Origin of the sequence: Kaistella faecalis, from assembly GCF_019195395.1 — a bacterium.
Lineage (GTDB): Bacteria > Bacteroidota > Bacteroidia > Flavobacteriales > Weeksellaceae > Kaistella > Kaistella faecalis.
On the sequence record NZ_CP078067.1, the window covers coordinates 977,396 to 995,420 of the forward strand.

Consider the following 18,025-nt stretch of genomic DNA (forward strand, 5'->3'; position numbering starts at 1 on the left):
AGAAACTGCCATGGGTGCAATTTTTAAAACAATTCTTTACCTCAGCGGTTTCTTTTTTATTTTTCAAAGCTGCGGAGATGTCGTTGCCGAAACTTCAGGGAAAAATTTAGTCATTGGAACGCAGGATGTAAAAATAAATCCAGAGGTGAAGATGGTTACCATTAAAGGCGGAAAATACCAGCCTTTTTACGGCGGGGACAGTTCGCTGGTTGAAGTGCCGGATTTTTTACTCGATGAAACACCTGTAACCAACCGTGAATTCCTCGATTTTGTTAAGAAAAATCCCAAATGGAAACGCAGCAATGTAAAAGCAATCTTCGCCGACGAAACTTATCTGAGAGACTGGCAGAATGATGAAACTTTACCGAAAAATGCAGATCCGGAAGCGCCCGTAACTTTTGTTTCCTGGTTCGCCGCGAAAGCTTATGCAAAAAGTGCAGGCAAACGGCTACCAACGATGGATGAATGGGAATATGTTGCAATGGCCGATGAAGAAACCGCGAATGCCCGGAACAAACCGGGTTATTCATCGCATCTTATTAATCTTTACAACGAAAAATTCCGCGAACGCAACAGGGTAAAGGGTTCAAAACCCAATTATTGGAGCGTATACAATATGTTCGATTTAGTTTGGGAATGGACGGAAGACTTCAATTCTATCATGACAACAAGTGATTCCAGAACCGGCGAATACGATGACAAAGGACTTTTCTGCGCTTCAGCAGCTACCAGTGCCAACGACGTTCTTAATTATGCTTCTTTTATGCGCTACGCTTTCCGCTCGAGTCTTAAAGCCAACTATACGGTTGAAAATTTAGGCTTCAGATGCGCTAAAAACCTTAAATAAATGAAAAATTTAATTCTTTTCTTTTTTTCAGCACTGATTCTTTTTTCCTGCAAAGAAAATAAGGAACAGGAAAATGCGAAGAAAGAAAACGCCGGCAGTTCCATTTTTCTGCTCGATTCAAAATGGAAGAATCAGGATGGTAAAGAACTTCATCTGAAAGATCTGAAACGCAAAAATCTGGTGGTGGTAATGATTTTCACAAGCTGCAGAACTGCGTGCCCAATTCTTGTGGCAGATATGAAAAAGGTTCATGAGAAAATTGAGAAAGATAAACTTGATGATACTTCACTCGTCCTCATCTCCATCGACCCGACCAATGATACACCCGAAGTGCTGAAAAAATTTGCTGCTGACCGGAATATGGATCAGGCTCCATGGATGTTCCTCGTAAGCAATGAAGAAGCGACACGGGAATTCGCGAATGTTCTTGCAGTGAAGTATAAAAAAATTTCGCCCATTGAATTTTCACACTCTAACATTATCAGTGTTTTCAACCGAAACGGTGAACTCATAAGCCAGGAAGAAGGCTCCGGAATTAATTCGGAAGCGGTTGCAAAAACTGTGAATCAACTGAAGTAACTTTTACTTATATTTTAGTGATTTTTTTTTATGCCTTACATCTTGTGAGGCATTTTTTGTGTTTATAAGAAATAACAGTCCCAATCCGGAAGAAAGGAGCACCAATCCAACGAAGTACGCATAATTCCCAGCATTTTCCGGGAAGTGATCAATCATAAACGCCGTAATCTGCGGCCCGAAAATCCCGCCGATTCCCCATCCTATTAATGTAATTCCGTAAATAGATGCTGCGAGAGCACTGCCGTATCTTTCTTTAATTAAAGAAGGAATTACGCCGAAACCACCGCCGTAACACAAAAGAATAATACATACGCCCGCAGAAAAAAGCATCACATCCGAAGTGTTGATAAGCATTATAAAAACAAAAATCTGAATTAGAAGAATCAGCCGGAAAGTAACAATCCGCCCGATCTTATCAGAAACACTTCCCCAGAAAAACCTTCCAATGCCGTTGAAAAGCGCGCTGATTCCAATTAATGTTGCACCTTTAGCCTCTAATGTTTGCATATCAAAAACACCTCCCGACTTCAGAAGATCCTGCAGCAATGGAGATTGAAACGAAATAAAAATCATTCCCGCAATGATATTGAAACTAAAAACCAGCCATATAATCAGGTAATCTGCCTTCATAACATAAGGTAAAACGCTGATTTTTTCCGAGGATTGTAAATCTGCGTTGCTTTTTTCAATCCTTAAAAACTGAGCTAAAAACGGGAGCACAGACAAAAGCGTGATTCCTATAAAAAGAAAGACCTGCGGCAGATTTTCATTAAAAGTCTCAAGGAAAAACGGCGCCAGCACTTTCGACATGACCAAAGCGCCCAGTCCGAAACCCATCACCACCATACCTGTAACGAGACCGGCTTTGTCGGGAAAATACTTTAAAACCACCGCCACGGGGGTTACATAAGCCAGTCCAAGACCAATTCCTCCAACAATTCCAAAACCGAAATACAGCAGAAAAAGCGAGCCTGAACTCAAGGCAAAAGACGAAATAATATAACCCAAAGCGTATAGAATGACGCCGCTTACAGCCAGTTTTCTTGCTCCGAATCTTTCAATTCTGGAACCGCACCATGCAGCGGTAATTCCCAGCATCAGAATCGCCAAACTGAATGTCCAGGCAGTTTCACTGTTGGTCCAGCCGTAGGTTTCGGCAATCGGTTTCTGAAAAAAACTCCAGGCGTAAACGGTTCCCAGACCCAAATGGGTAAGCGTTCCCATGATGGCAATAAGCCAACGTTTATTAAATGTTACTTCCACTTCTCCAAAAAATCTTAACGATAAAGATAGGAAGTAGTGGCGGTTGGCGATCTATTCTCGGGAATGATATAATACAGATTAAGAAATTTATTCAGAAAATGTTTCGGAATTTCCTTTTGCTAATTTCTCTTTAAAATCATCAATGCGCCAATCGGTCCCGGCATTTCCTTTTTCAATTTTTTCTTTGGCATAAAGGCGATAATCATTTTCGGTTTTATCTAAAAGATAATCGTAAGGCCCGACAGAAGAAATAAGCTTTACGAGAACCGGAGAAATTTCAAGACAGATAAAAAGTCCCATGATAAAAGCGGCGGCAATGCCGATGATTGGAGTGTTTTTCCCAAGTTCATCTAATGCCTGAAGCCGCGCTGCAAACCCATTGAATCGGTCTTCAAAAGTTTCGGTTTTATTCCTTTCAGTTTCTATGTTGGTATAGACTTTAGATATTTCTTTGTCGAGATATTCAAGCCTCGGTACCATTTGTTTCTGGTAATTTTCCAGATCCTGGCGGCGCTGCTCCTTGAGTTCTGCTTTCCTTTTTGCATTGGAACCGAAACCTACTTTTCCCGAGGTTAAGCCGCTTTGCTTCCCCAAAATTTCTTTTTCAAGCTCCACTGCAGCGGAATCATAAGACTTCTGATAATCGGCGATCTTCAATGCAATCTGTTTTTTCTCAGTTTCGAAAGGGCCGCTTTGCTGAAGAATCCGGCCGTTCATTTCTGCCTGAAGCTGGGTTTTGTTTCTCTGGATAATGGTGTTAAGCTGTTTGTTCACTTCTTTTTCAAAGATTTTCAGCTCCAGAGGTTTTGATATAATAATGCCTAAAAATGCCGCTAAAATAAGTCGGGGAACTGCCATTAAAAGCTGGTTCCACCATGTTCCTGTTTTTTTGATCGATGAAACAATGTAACGGTCCAGATTGAAAATCATTAAACCCCACAAAACTGCAAAACCGATAGAAATCCATAAATCATCGAACACTGTAAACATCGCATATCCCGCTGAAAGCGTAGCAAAAATAGCCGTGAACAGCACGATTCCGCCGATGCCCGCAAATTTATTCCATTCCGAGGGAGATTTTTTTAAAATATGAATATTCCCGCCTGAACACACGAGCAGAAAGTGCTGAAACCAATTCATTTTGTGGCTTACAGGATGTATATATTGAGTAGGTTTTTTCATTAATTAAAATTTTTGATGCTTAAATCTTAAATAATTTGTCATTAAAAACGTAACAATGTTACAAATAGTATTAGGTTTAACCAAGTAAATATTTGATACTTTACAACACTGAACGTGATTGTCATTAGATGACAACCATAAGCTATATCTTCGCGGGAACACAAATGCAGTCTTCTACGAATTAGCTGCTTGTTGCTTTGAAAGCAAACAAAACACAATGAAAAAAAATTCTATCTTTTCTTATGGAAAGCTGATACAAAAGCTTTTCCCACTAATTTTACTTTTATTATCCTTTTCAGCTTACGCACAATCTGCTCCGCCAGCTACTTCGGGTGATTACCGGTCAAAAACACAGACGGGCACTGGGCCTTTCCTCTGGACCACCGCAGCAAACTGGGAGGTTTATAATGGCAGCATTTGGCAAACTGCAGTACAGTATCCCGGGCAGGGAACAACAGCTGCGTCCCAAGCCACTTATGATGTATATATTTCGCCTGGAACGGAAATTAACGTTAACAGCAGTGCAACTTATTATTTCGGCGATCTTTATATTTTAGCTAACAATCCGCTTACAAATGTCCAGCCCGCTGTTTCTTCCGGCGCAAATGTGGGAAGAATTAATCTTTCCGGGCCAAACGGCGGTGTAAACTTCTTTCTGTGGGGAAATGACCAGGATATCTTTATTTTTGGAGGTGTTCTTTATTTCGAAACTAACAATACCGTTGTGGGTTTACTAAGAGGAAATGCCCTTGTAGTTAACAATTATAACGGAACAAACCAGATTTTAGGCTCCAATGGACTTCAACCTTTACAAAATGGATGCACCGGTAATAAGCAGGTGAAATTTTACAATGCTGACGGTACGATCGCACAAAATTATATGGTCTGCAACGGAAACAATTCCGACTACAATTTTGTGGCATTGAACAACAACGGAGGCAGCATATCCGCTATCCTAACTGCATCTCCTGCTCAGTTATGCGCTGGGGGTTCTTCAACATTACTAACCAATTATACAGGAAGTATTCCCGATGGTAAAATCATCACTTATAATATTCAACTTGTCAGCGGGCCTGCCGGCTATTCCTATACAGGTTTAAACGGAACATTTACCGACCCAGGTACGGCAGCCAGTATTCCGGACCCATCTTTAGGCGCACTTACGATACCAGGAACTTATATCTTTTCTTTGACAGTATCTTATCTGTTCGATGCGAGTTATACCATGTCATCCACTGAGCAGGTAACTATCACGGTGCGACCTGCCGGCAGTGCGGCTTGTGCATGCTATAGAGATGCTGCAAGGGATAACTCCGCCAAATACCCAACAAAATTGGGAATCAGTTCATTCGACAGAGCTGGAACTGACGGAAGTTCCTCAGCGGATTCATGGCCAAATCTTAGAGAAGGCGGCCATATCGCCATCGAATCGCAAACAGCAGGTTTTGTTATCAATAGGGTAGCAAATACCAATGCAATCGCAATTCCCGTTGAAGGAATGATGATTTTTGATTTAAGTGACGGTAAACTCAAAATCTACACCCGGAAAGACGGCGATTCCTTATTCGCGTGGCATGTCTTTTCTACTCCGGCTTGCCCTAGTCTTTAAAGCACTAAAACACAATACATGAAAAATTTTTTATCAATCTTCGGGTTGCTTACAGCACCCTTTATGTTCGCCCAGGTTATAATTAACCCCGGCATCCAAACCTCGGTAACCAACAATTCTGTGTCTCTGGAATTCGGAAATGAATCTCGTGGAATAATTCTTCCGTACGTGGCGGAAACAGCTGCCGCAAACGCTGTAGCAGGAACATTTATTATGGATCCGGCCGACAAAGCAGTAAAATTAAAACTGGCTGACGGAACCTGGCAAAACCTTACGGGTGCTGCTGCAAAAGTGAATAATCTTTCAAATGCTCCCACGACCAGTCAGGATCACGCTGCAGCACAGGTTATCATTGGCTCTTCAAATCTACCTCAGCCTATTGTGCCCGGGATACTTGTCCTGGCTGACACAAACAAGGCTATGATTTTACCTAAAGTCAATTCACCTCACGTAAATATTAAAAATCCTGCCGCCGGAATGCTGGTATATGATGCTGCGGAGAAAATGTTGGCCGTTTATAACGGTACACAATGGTCATTCTGGAAGCCCTAAAAAGAATTACTATTTTCTAAAATAAGATCTCCTTCATTATTGTTTGAAGGAGATTTTATTTTTAGAATATCTTACCATTCTGCATGAAGGTTTATGTATTAAACCTGCTGGTTTTCATTGTATTAGTTTTTTTCATAGCTAATTAACATAATATCCCAAATAATTGCTTTATATTTATCCCAAAAATAAAATCTATGATGGTTATCTGGTTAATATTGTTCCCGAACGCTTGTCGCAGCAATTCCCAGAATGATTAAAGAAAAATCTAAACTTATAATGCAACAATATTCTATTTTTTCTTACAGAAAGTTATCATTGAAACTTTTGCAGTTTGCCTTCTTTTTACTAACCATTTCTATCGCCGCACAGGCTGCCACACCGCCTATACAAGGAGATTACCGTTCGAAAATCACCGGTAACTGGACTGCAGCTTCCACCTGGGAAGTTTATAGCTGTTCAGGAGGTGTCTGCGCCTGGATTCCTGCAACAACCGCACCTGGCGTGGGAACTACATCCACTGCTCAGGGTGACTATAACGTATTTATAACCCAAGGAACGGAGGTGACGGTAAATACAAGCCAAACTTACTATTTCGGTAATCTTTATATTCTGGCAAATAATCCTGTCGTGAATGTATATTCATCGGTATCCTCCGGACCCAATGTCGGAAGAATAAACTTAGAAAGTGGCCCCGTAGAACTTAAACTGCTTGGTGATCAACAAAATGTTTATATTTTAGGTGGTGTATTTTACTTCAAAGCACTGAATTCGTCACTTGGTCTTAGAAGCGGGAATTCCATTATTATTACCGATTACAACGCGGTTGGTACCGAAAGTGGATTAGGATCTAACGGTCTACAGCAACTTGGGATCAGCTGTACAGGAAATCAAAAAATCAAATTTTACAATGCCGACGGCACTTTGGTAGAATCAGAATATGGAGTGTGTATCGATTCAAGTTCACCATATACATTTGTGCAGCTTAATAATTACGGTGGAAGTTTAGCGGCGCAACTTTCGCTAAGCACGCTTAAGGTCTGCGTGGGCGACATCCTTACACCTGTAAACCTCACCGCAGGTTTTACCGGAATTGTACCCGCAGGCAAGACTGTGAATTATGAGCTTAAACTTGAGAGCGGACCGGCAGGTTACACCTTCAGTCCCCTGATAGGCAGTTTTACAGCGCCTGGCGATGCCAACAGCATTCCGGATCCTTCATTGGGGCCTTTCGCACTCGATGGCACCTATGTTTATTCTCTAACAGTTTCTTACCCTTACGATAATACACCTACTTCCTATCAGGTAGTTTCAACTACAACCGTAACTTTGGAAGTAAGCCCTGCGGGCTCCATCAATTGTGCGTGTTATAGAGATCCTGTGATGGATCCCGTCAATAAATACCCTACAAAATTCGGAATTACAGCATTGGGAAGAGCGGGCGTATTTTCATCAACCACTCCGGATTTTTGGCCGGAAAAAGCTCAGGGCGGACATATGGCACTGGAATCACAAACCAAAGGTTTTGTAATTAACCGAGTAGAAAATACCGGCGCGATCCTAATTCCTGTAGAAGGAATGATGGTTTTTGACCTGAGTGACGGCCAGCCAAAAATTTACACGCTGAAAGCTGGTGATGCTGCACCCGCGTGGCATACTTTCACTACACCAACATGTCCCTCTTTATAATTATTAAGTAAAATACATGAAAACATTTTTAACGCTATCGTCACTTTTATTTTCCACTTTAATATTCGCACAGGTCATAATTAATCCCGGTACCAAAACAGAAGTAACCAACTCCTCGGTTTCAATGGAATTCGGTGCAGAAGAGCGTGGGATTATTTTGCCGTATGTTGCAGTCGCAGATGCAACCAGCGCTGTTCCCGGAACCTTGATTATGGATCATAGTGATAGAATCATGAAGTTAAAATTAGGGAACGGAACGTGGCAAAACCTCACCGGTAATGCCGCGAAAACCAAGAGTATCGTAAATCCGCTGGTAATTATCGCAGAAAATCCTACGGCAAAAACCGTAATCGGGCCTTCCGCAATACCTCAGGCTCAGGTACCGGGGATTCTAATCCTTTCGGATCCGAATAAAGCCATGATTTTACCACAGGTACCGTCACCACACCTCAACATTAAAAATCCCGCCCCGGGAATGATGGTATATGATTCCGCAAACAAAATACTTGCGGTTTTTAATGGTACACAATGGTCTTTCTGGCAACCTTAAAATTTAATAAAAATAAAAAACTCCTTCAATATTTTTGAAGGAGTTTTTTATTTTAAACGGTTGGGATTCTGTTTCAGAAAGCTGTCCCATCCCGAATAACTCTTATCGGAAACCAAATTTCCTGAATTAAAATGGTGACAGACCGCAACTGCCAATCCATCCGAAGCATCGAGATATTTAGTAGGAAATTCCTTAAGGTTTAGAAGATTCTGCAACATTCCGGCGACCTGCTCTTTGCTCGCATTTCCGTTTCCGGTAATTGCCATCTTGATTTTCTTCGGAGAATATTCAGTGATGGGAATATCACGATGAAGCGAGGCAGCCATCGCCACACCCTGCGCTCTCCCGAGCTTCAGCATACTCTGTACGTTTTTGCCAAAAAAAGGTGCTTCAAGCGCCACCTCATCTGGATGAAATTCATCGATAAGTGCCAGCGTTTTATCGAAAATCACTTTAAGTTTGGTTTCGTGATTAGGATACTTCTTCAGAATTAATTCGTGAATCGAGATCATTTCCATTTTTCCTTTTACGACAGAAATCAGTCCGAAACCCATAATGGTGGTTCCGGGGTCGATTCCCAAGATAATTTTTTCGGTTTGCATTGCGGCAAATTTAAGCAACTTATCGGTAATTTTCCTTCAACTTAGAGTTTATAAAAAAAAGTTTACTTTTAATAAAAATATTGAAAATGGACCGAAAAGAATTTCTCGCCACCACATTTGCCGCAGGTTTAGGTCTGGCTTTTGCGCCAGGTTTGCTGAGCTGTACCTCATCTGTTTCTAACAGAACTGTTTTTGATCCTTTAAATTTAGGTGCAGGTAATCTCTCCAATGTCCGTGGAAATGTCAGCAGATACACGAACAAAGGCGGAACCGTTGGAATTTTTGAAACGAAAGACGGTTTCATTATCATCGATTCTCAGTTTCCCGATTCCGTTCAGCCTGTTTTAGACGGAATTTCTGTTAAAGGGAAACCTGTACTTTATCTCTGTAACACGCATCATCACGGTGATCATACTTCCGGAAACATCGCTTTTAAAGATCCGGAGACCAAAATTCTTGCTCACAACCGGGTTCCCGAACTTCAGAGGAAGGCTGCGGAAAAAAGCAATAAACTTGGCGAACAGCGATATGCTACATTACTCTTCGAAAAGGAATATAAAATGGATCTGGGAAATGAAAAAATAACCGGTTATCATTTCGGGAACGGACATACTTTCGGTGACGTGATGTATCATTTTGAGAGAGACAATGTGGTTCACATGGGAGATTTAATGTTCAATAACATGATTCCCGTTTACCGTACTGCCGACGGTTCAGATTCCAGAAACTGGATTAAAGTCCTGGAAAAAGCCCAAAAAACCTTTGATGATGATACGGCTTTTATTTTCGGTCACGCCAACAAACCGGAACTCACGACAGGAAATAAATCCAATTTAAAAGAAATGGCAGATTTTCTGGAAGCTTCGAACGAGTTTGTTTACGGCAATATGCTTGCTGGAATATCAACAGAGAAGACTCTTGAAAAACATCAGTTCATTCCAGGTTTTGAAAACAGAAAAACACCGGAACGTTTTGCAGGATTTTTGGATGAGCTGAGAAAAACTTTAGGCGGTTAAACTTATTTTATCATTTCTTTTCGAAGATCAGTCACTGCATTTTCAATAATTTCAGTCACTTTTTTCACTTCTTTGTGCGGAACAAAAAAACCGTTCTTCCCTTTGCTTTCATCGGCAATATTCGAAAGGATTACTACGGAAGTTTTTGTTTCGGGATAATAAATATTCAGTGACGGCGAACCTTTTACATAACCGCTGTGGAAATAGGACGGCTGTTTCCTTTCGTTAATCATAATCCCGTATCCGTAACCCACTTTGCCTAAAATCGCATGATGATTTTCTGACGACTTCTGCAAAAATTTCTTCAGCGTTTCCGGTTTTAGGATTTTCCCGCTGTATAATGAAGTATTCCAGCGGTGCAAATCATTCACAGTGGATAACACTCCGCCAGCAGCGACGGAAATTTCTTTATTGGAAAGCCGTTTCGGCATATTTTCAATTCTTTCAAAGCGGGAAGGATTTCCCAGATAAGCTCCCGCAAAATGATCTCCGTTAAAAACATTAGCCGTAGAAGAATGAAGCATTCCAGCCTTACCGAAAAGTTCTTCTGCATTTTCCTCGTAAGATTTCCCCGAAGCTTTCTCGATAATTTCCCCTAAAAACCGGTAACCTTTGTTGGAATAATTAAACTCCTTCCCGGGTTTTGAATGAAGGCCGTTTCCCAGATCGCTGATTCCGGAAGTGTGATTCAATAATTGATGAACAGTAATGTTTTCAAACTGTTTATTTTGAAATTCGGGTAAAAATTTGGAGCCTTTATCATTAGTATTGAGCTTTCCCTGATCTTCCAGCATTAAAATCATCACGGCCGTAAACTGCTTGCTCACCGAACCAATCGCGAAAACCGAATTGCTGTCAAGTTTAGCTTTAGTTTTAAAATCTTCAATTCCATTTTCCTTTTCATATAATTTTTCGCCGTTCTGTACGATAGAAATACTTCCGTTAAATTTCGTTTTAGAAAATACCGAATCGATCTGCTGCGCAAGTAATTTTTTCTGGAAGGCGGTAATGGTGCTGTCGATAACGGACGCTAAGTATATTTCTTTAGCAACAGCCTCTTCCGTCTCCTGTTTGCAGAAAATGGTGGTGAAGAGAAACAAAAAACAGGTATAAAAGTAGATTTTTTGCAAGACGGTATTCATTTATATTTGAAATCACTTAATAGCAAAAACCGTGTCAGGAATCTGACATGGTGTTTGTGCGAATGCTATTTACGTTCAGTTATTTTTTAATAAATTTCGAACTAATTGAACTTTTATCTAAGGTGATTGTTATATAATAAACTCCTTTTTTCAAATTCCTAACATCTAACTGGTTTTCTGAAATCGATTTGACAATCATTTTTCTTCCTGACGCATCATAGATTTCAGTATTATGTATCTTATTCTTGCTTTTTATAAAAATGAAATCGGTAGTTGGATTGGGATAGATAAATACTTGCTGAGTATTTGCATGAGCTGTTTTAAGTACTTCTTCTTCAAGGTACGCCACGTATATACTCTCTCCATTAAGATAATCAATTCCACTACCTAAAATTTCGGTTCCTGCCGTATTTCCTGAAATAACAATTTTTCCGTTAGATTGGGCATGAACGTTAAGATTTTGAGGTGCCAGCGATGTACCATATCTGATAAAAGGTGTAGTACCAACCTCTGTGCTGTATTCTAAATTTCCCTGATTAGTAAACTTTATAACATTAAGGGAAAGGTCTATTGGTGAAAGTCCGATTTCCTGATCTTTAATGTTTAATTTTTCCTTCCAATACCCATGAATAAATATATTTGACTGCATATCGAGACCAATTTTCCCATAACCGAACGCTTTAGAGAAAATGGGGGTCTCCCAAATCAAGTCACCACTTTTGGAAACCTTTGCTATGAAATTATGAGCCGAAGTGTTCTGCATCCCCACAGGTAATTGATATGCCTGCCCTTCTAATCCATAAGTTGCTGATCCTGACCTATATAATCCTCCATAAAGAATAAAATCATACCCATTGTATTTAGCATCGCTCAAATATGCCCCTGCCGAGACGGTATTTTGAGTAAAATTCTTTCCTGATAACGCAATTCCATTCTTGTCAAATTTCACCATAAGAAGATCCGGGTTAACAGGATTGCCTGGTATAATCACGTTGCCAAATTGATATTGCGTAGCAGGATTTGATCCCCAATCTATTGGTTCCATGAATGCATACATATTATCATCTTCATCAAACGAAATCAATATATGTTCGTACACGTCTATAAAAGGAAATGTTTTTACAAATTCTACTACCCCAACGGCAGTAATCTTAATAATCACTACCGTATCAATCCAGGCGGTTACATCGTAATTAGCATTATCTATCGCAAATGAATTGTTTACAGTTCCGGCAATAAAATAATCACCTTTGTTTTGAAAAACAGAATATTTGGAAAACAGGGCGCTAATAGTTTTCATCCACTCCATTTCGCCATTTTCTGAAAAAGCTGTAAGAATAACTTTTCCTTCAGTGCCGGGCATCACAACATATCCATCATTTTTATATTGTCTACAATTATTAAAAGTATCACAACGTGATACAGATAAACTTTTTCCGACCCTTGTAAATACTGAGGATCTTGTAGGGTTGTATAAATTGGATCCTGAGACTTCAATACCTTCTACGCCTGACTTCCACTTTAGGGTTCCATCCGCATTAACTTTCGAAATAATACGCAAATAAGTTTGATTTGACGGAGTAGCAATATTTTGCCCGAAAAAATTCAGTAGAGTTCCCTGCGTAATTGCATCACTGTAGAAACCTCCATCTGGTTGAGTTTCTACTGCCTGAAGAATAATATTCCCCTTTTTACTGTGAGCTTGATGGGTGTAGTTTACCTGGTAATTGTAAGCGTTAGAGGCCTCATATACACTTACAACATTTTCCGTAACCAATCCACTATAATTTGAACTGTTGATAATTTTTGAATCAAACCCTTTAGAAGTATTACCGATAAATACTGCATGGTCAAATGTTTCATATCCGTTTTCGTCGTAATTGATCATTATACTGCCGTTGTTGGGCACCACGTGGTTGGAATTAAAGAAGTTATAGTTATTCACCACACTACTTACGTTCTTGGGTGAGTAGTATAAACTGATCTTTCTATTTGGCAACTGAAAAAGCTGAACTACACCTTGATTCGGAAATGATGAACTCACAGCGTTGCCACCAAACCATTTCATATCGGTGAAATCTGTCGAAATGCGGCCCATATACAAATTACTTTGCAATTCTGTACTCATATTGTAGTCACATGTAGCTACGAGTCCGTTCTCTCCATATGCTTTGACCTTATTAGCGTTCATCCCAACAAAACTTAGGGTTTCATCAGTTAAAAATTCAATATCCACTATATAATTAAAACTTGATTCGCTTCCATAAAACTGCAGTGCTGAAGTAACATTATAATCTAAGTCTGTTTTAATCACAACTGCTGCATTTTTAGTCAGTAACTCAGTGCCAATGGACAAATCCGTCGTAGCCTTTCCTCCTAAAAAAAGAGCATCACTTCGCGATTTCAAGGTTGTCAAAACTAGATTGGCATGGTAGAAAGAAGAAAGAAGTTCCCCAGTCACATCATCAATTCGAAATACATTATTGTTCATAAGTGCGAATATATTTTCATTATTCACACTTATATCAAAGTAATCTCTTTTTACCATCTGTGCTGTAGCGGTAGCCCAAAGAATATTACCATTTGTATCAAGCTTAACGACCATCCAGTTTTTCTCATTAGAATCATAGGTTATACCTTTTACCGTCAGTAATCCTGTAAAATGAAAGCCTATATAGGTATAATTATTTTTCGAATAAAGTAGGTAAGGTATGATGCTTCCGTGGGAATCGGGTGAAATTTTTTTACTCCAAATTTTTTCGCCGGTTTGGCTGTTGGTCTTGTAAATAAAAAGGCTGTTAGTGTTAGAGGTGGAAAAATCTTCTGGTCCCAAAGTAAATGGCCCATTAGAGTAGCCAACCGTAATATTTTTGGCTTCGTCATCAAAAACTGTTTTAAAAATTGTCCCACCGTTAAATGTATTAACCTGATAAAGTTTTTTTAAATCTAGGGGTGTCTGCGCAAAATACATTAATGCAAGACAACTAAGGAGCAAAATATAAATTTTCTTCATATAATTATTAATTTCACCAAATATACCAAATCTCCTAAATAAATTTAAGAGATTTTGGAATTAAAAAATATTACATCACTACATATTCCTTCTATACATTCCACCGACTTCAAACAAGGCATTTGTGATTTGTCCCAAAGAACAGTATTTCACCGCATCCATCATCAGTTCAAATAAATTATGCTGGTTGATGGCACCGTGTTGCAGTTGTTTTAAAGCATTTTCGGTGTTTGCTGAATTTGCATTCTGGTAGTTCTCCAGGTTTTTAATCTGCAGCCGTTTTTCGTCTTCGGTGGAACGGATGACTTCGCCGGGCAAAACCGTTGGTGAACCGTCTTTTCCAAGGAAAGTATTCACTCCGATGATCGGATATTCGCCGGTATGTTTCAGCCATTCATAGTGCATGGACTCTTCCTGAATTTTCGAACGCTGATACATGGTTTCCATGGCGCCGAGAACTCCGCCTCTTTCGGTGATTCTGTCAAATTCTGCATAAACGGCTTCTTCAACCAAATCCGTCAGTTCTTCAATAATAAATGAACCTTGCAAAGGATTCTCGTTTTTCGCTAATCCTAATTCTTTATTAATAATCAGCTGAATGGCCATCGCTCTTCTTACAGACTCTTCTGTCGGCGTAGTAATCGCTTCGTCATAGGCATTGGTGTGAAGCGAGTTGCAGTTATCATAGATCGCATACAAAGCCTGAAGCGAAGTTCTGATATCATTAAAATCGATTTCCTGAGCGTGAAGTGAACGGCCGGAAGTCTGAATGTGGTATTTCAGCATCTGGCTTCTTTCGTTGGCATTGTATTTTTCACGCATTGCTTTTGCCCAGATTCTTCTCGCTACACGACCGATTACGGCATATTCGGGATCGATTCCGTTGGAGAAAAAGAAAGAAAGGTTTGGCGCAAATTCATTAATGTCCATTCCTCTCGACAGATAATATTCCACATACGTGAAACCATTTGCGAGCGTAAATGCCAGTTGGGAAATTGGGTTAGCACCGGCTTCAGCAATATGATATCCGGAAATAGAAACCGAATAGAAGTTTCTCACTTTTTCTTTGATGAAATATTCCTGAACGTCGCCCATCAGCCTCAAAGCAAATTCTGTGGAGAAAATACAGGTGTTCTGCGCCTGGTCTTCTTTTAAAATATCTGCCTGAACGGTTCCGCGGACTGTCGCGATGGTTTCCGCTTTAATTTTTGCGTAAACATCAGCATCAAGAATTTCATCACCCGTTAAACCGAGCAATTTTAAACCTAAACCATTATTGGAAGGCGGAAGTTCGCCGCTGTAAGTTGGACGGTGAAGTCCTTTATCATCAAATTTCTGTTTTAAAGCAGCTTCTACTCTATCCCAAAGATTATTTTCCTGAATATATTTTTCGCAATTCTGATCGATGGCGGCATTCATGAAAAATGCAAGCAGCATTGGCGCCGGACCGTTAATCGTCATCGAAACTGAAGTCATCGCGTTGACCAAATCAAAACCTGAATACAGTTTTTTGGCATCATCCAAAGTCGCAATAGAAACTCCCGCATTACCGATTTTCCCGTAAATATCGGGTGGAAACGCTGGATCCTGACCGTAAAGCGTCACCGAATCGAAAGCAGTAGAAAGTCTTTTCGCGTCCATATCTGCCGAAACATAATGGAATCTGCGGTTGGTTCTTTCCGGTCCGCCTTCCCCAGCGAACATTCTTGTAGGATCTTCACCAGTTCTTTTGAACGGATAAATTCCGGCAGTGAAAGGAAATGCGCCCGGAACATTTTCCTGACCTTTCCATCTGATCAAATCGCCCCAATCCTGGAATTTAGGCAAAGAAATTTTTGGAATCTGTAAATGGGAAAGTGTTTCCGATTTGGTCTGCACTTTTATTTCCTTTCCGCGAACGAGATACGTGTATTCATCGGCTTCGTGTCTCAGTTTGAAACTGTGCCAACCGTTAAGGAATTCAAGATTTTCGTGACTGAGGTCTTTTTTAATGCTCTCGTATCTTTTTTCGATGATTTGCTGTGAACTTGCATCGTCTTCAAGAATATTTTTTGCGCCCTGAAGCTGATATAATTTTTGTGCAGTCAAAGCCTGATCAACCACATCTTTATCATAAGCGCGGTTGGTTTCCACGATTTCGGACAGATAACGGACTCTTTTGGGCGGAATAATCGTAGTTTCTTCGGATACATTCTGCTCGATATATCCGCTCAGATTTAATCCGTCGAACTTTTCATTTACTTTTTTAATTAATTCATTGTAAAGTTCAGTCGTTCCCCAATCGTTGAACTGGCTTGCTTTTGTCGAGTAAACCGGCATTTCTTCCAAAGGCTGCTCGAACAGCAGATGATTTCTCTGAAACTGTTTTTTTACCGCCTGCAAAGCGTCCAAAGCACCGCGTTTGTCGGATTTATTTAATGCTACCAAATCTGCATAATCGAGCATATCGATTTTCTCAAGCTGCGTTGAAGCACCATATTCCGGTGTCATGACGTACATCGAAACATCAGCGATATCCGTAATTTCGGAACCTGACTGACCAATTCCGGAAGTTTCCAGAACGATGACATCAGGTTTTGCAATCTTTAAAATATTTAAAGCGGAATGAATGTGCGGAGAAACCGAAACATTATTCTCACGAGTTGCCATCGAACGCATATAAACGCGCGGATCGTTGATGGAATTCATACGGATTCTGTCGCCCAAAAGCGCACCGCCCGTTTTCTTTTTAGATGGATCGATTGAAATAATAGCAATTTTCTTCTCCGGATTGGAACGGATGAATCTGCGTACCAGTTCGTCAGTTAATGAAGATTTTCCTGCACCTCCGGTTCCGGTAATCCCGATGATCGGAATGGTGGAATCTTTTGCTCTTTCATCGATTTCTCTTACTAAATCTGGTTTCGATTCAGAAAAGTTTTCAACAGCAGAAATAACTTCTGCAATTGATTTTGAATCTTCGAAATTGATTTTGTCCAAATCTGTAACACTGATGTTTTCACCGGTTGCGTAATCTGATTTCTGTACGAGATCATCTATCATTCCCTGCAAGCCAAGTTCCCGGCCGTCATCAGGAGAATAAATTCTCGTTACGCCGTAATCCATTAAATCCTTAATTTCTTCGGGAAGGATTACACCGCCGCCACCGCCAAAAATTTTGATGTGTGACGCGTTCTTCTCTTTTAAAAGATCATAGATGTATTTAAAATATTCGTTGTGACCGCCCTGATATGAAGTAAGTGCGATGGCATTGGCGTCTTCCTGTACTGCACAGTTCACCACTTCTTCCGCAGATTTGTCGTGACCGAGGTGAATGACCTCAACGCCGGTTCCCTGGATGACGCGTCGCATGATATTGATTGCAGCATCGTGTCCGTCGAACAATGCGGCGGCGGTAACGATACGGATTTTGTTTTTTGGGGAATATTTTTGGGTTTCCATAATTGATTTTTCGATAGTTTTCAAAGATAAACATTTATATAAAATTTAAAAATGGAAGCAACTTACTGATTCAAAATATTTTGTATTTAAAAAACCGGATTTCAATTCACAGAAACATATTCAATTCTGTCTATTCATATAAAATTCAATATTTTTGCGGAAACCTATATTATATGAAGCGCGCCCTAATTTATCTTCTAGCCGGAACATTAATCAGTTTTGTTCTGAATTATTTTCTTTTGGGAAGTGAGGGTTGGGCGCTGGATCTTTATTATGGTTTTGCATTCGGTGCTGCGTGGGGAATGGCGTATTTTCTTGATGATGAAAAATTCACTTTACCTCAGAAGCTGGGAATTTCTTTTATCGGAATGGCGGTTCTGGTTGTTATAGGAATTTTCCTGTTTGATCTGGAGAAAGCCGTTCCTTCTGTTATTAAATTTTCGATGGTTTTTGTGGCGTACTATATTTTTGCGAGTTTTAAAAGCTCTAAATCGCTGAGAAAATAGTCTGAATTATTCTCTTAAAAAGACCATCACTTTGGTT

At 40.1% G+C, this 18,025-nt stretch carries 14 protein-coding genes; 8 read left to right on the forward strand and 6 right to left on the reverse strand.

The window, feature by feature from the left end; genetic code table 11:
* The first annotated feature begins 10 nt into the window (after positions 1-10).
* Together KTV93_RS04695 and KTV93_RS04700 are read left to right on the forward strand one after the other, a co-directional pair.
* Positions 11-847, forward strand: coding sequence for a formylglycine-generating enzyme family protein (locus KTV93_RS04695; RefSeq protein WP_218250164.1), 837 nt, complete (start codon positions 11-13; stop codon positions 845-847).
* On the forward strand, positions 848-1,426 hold the full coding sequence (locus tag KTV93_RS04700; protein WP_218250165.1) for an SCO family protein: 579 nt from the start codon (positions 848-850) through the stop codon (positions 1,424-1,426).
* A 3-nt stretch (positions 1,427-1,429) separates the two neighbouring features.
* Here KTV93_RS04700 and KTV93_RS04705 read toward each other — a convergent pair whose 3' ends face one another.
* A complete protein-coding gene (locus tag KTV93_RS04705; protein WP_230259208.1) occupies positions 1,430-2,689 on the reverse strand; it encodes an MFS transporter in 1,260 nt (419 codons plus the stop codon).
* 87 nt (positions 2,690-2,776) lie between these two features.
* Positions 2,777-3,871, reverse strand: a complete 1,095-nt coding sequence (locus tag KTV93_RS04710) for a DUF4407 domain-containing protein (RefSeq protein WP_218250166.1) — start codon at positions 3,869-3,871, stop codon at positions 2,777-2,779.
* Positions 3,872-4,088: 217 nt separating this feature from the next.
* Between KTV93_RS04710 and KTV93_RS04715 the strand changes: the two genes are divergently transcribed.
* From KTV93_RS04715 to KTV93_RS04730, 4 genes are all read left to right on the forward strand, one after another.
* Positions 4,089-5,480, forward strand: a complete 1,392-nt coding sequence (locus tag KTV93_RS04715) for a hypothetical protein (protein WP_218250167.1) — start codon at positions 4,089-4,091, stop codon at positions 5,478-5,480.
* A gap of 18 nt (positions 5,481-5,498) precedes the next feature.
* Positions 5,499-6,032 carry a hypothetical protein gene (locus KTV93_RS04720; protein ID WP_218250168.1) on the forward strand — a complete coding sequence of 178 codons (534 nt, stop codon included), beginning with the start codon at positions 5,499-5,501 and terminating at the stop codon, positions 6,030-6,032.
* A gap of 276 nt (positions 6,033-6,308) precedes the next feature.
* A complete protein-coding gene (locus tag KTV93_RS04725) occupies positions 6,309-7,718 on the forward strand; it encodes a hypothetical protein (protein WP_218250169.1) in 1,410 nt (469 codons plus the stop codon).
* Positions 7,719-7,734: 16 nt separating this feature from the next.
* Positions 7,735-8,268 (forward strand): hypothetical protein, encoded by a 534-nt coding sequence (locus KTV93_RS04730; RefSeq protein ID WP_218250170.1) that lies wholly within the window; start codon positions 7,735-7,737, stop codon positions 8,266-8,268.
* A gap of 47 nt (positions 8,269-8,315) precedes the next feature.
* Here the strand turns inward: KTV93_RS04730 and ruvC are convergent, their stop codons facing one another.
* Positions 8,316-8,870, reverse strand: a complete 555-nt coding sequence (ruvC, locus tag KTV93_RS04735) for a crossover junction endodeoxyribonuclease RuvC (protein ID WP_218250171.1) — start codon at positions 8,868-8,870, stop codon at positions 8,316-8,318.
* 86 nt (positions 8,871-8,956) lie between these two features.
* Here ruvC and KTV93_RS04740 point away from each other — a divergent pair, with 86 nt between their 5' ends.
* Positions 8,957-9,886 (forward strand): MBL fold metallo-hydrolase, encoded by a 930-nt coding sequence (locus tag KTV93_RS04740; RefSeq protein WP_218250172.1) that lies wholly within the window; start codon positions 8,957-8,959, stop codon positions 9,884-9,886.
* A 2-nt stretch (positions 9,887-9,888) separates the two neighbouring features.
* Here the strand turns inward: KTV93_RS04740 and KTV93_RS04745 are convergent, their stop codons facing one another.
* From KTV93_RS04745 to KTV93_RS04755, 3 genes are all read right to left on the reverse strand, one after another.
* Entirely contained in the window at positions 9,889-11,016 is a 1,128-nt protein-coding gene (locus tag KTV93_RS04745; RefSeq protein ID WP_230259209.1) for a serine hydrolase domain-containing protein, read from the reverse strand.
* A gap of 91 nt (positions 11,017-11,107) precedes the next feature.
* Positions 11,108-14,041: a T9SS type A sorting domain-containing protein gene (locus KTV93_RS04750; protein ID WP_218250174.1), complete on the reverse strand. Its 2,934-nt coding sequence runs from the start codon at positions 14,039-14,041 to the stop codon at positions 11,108-11,110.
* Between the two features lie 78 nt (positions 14,042-14,119).
* On the reverse strand, positions 14,120-17,482 hold the full coding sequence (locus KTV93_RS04755) for a methylmalonyl-CoA mutase family protein (protein WP_218250496.1): 3,363 nt from the start codon (positions 17,480-17,482) through the stop codon (positions 14,120-14,122).
* A 173-nt stretch (positions 17,483-17,655) separates the two neighbouring features.
* Between KTV93_RS04755 and KTV93_RS04760 the strand changes: the two genes are divergently transcribed.
* Positions 17,656-17,988: a hypothetical protein gene (locus tag KTV93_RS04760; RefSeq protein ID WP_218250175.1), complete on the forward strand. Its 333-nt coding sequence runs from the start codon at positions 17,656-17,658 to the stop codon at positions 17,986-17,988.
* Positions 17,989-18,025 lie beyond the last annotated feature (37 nt).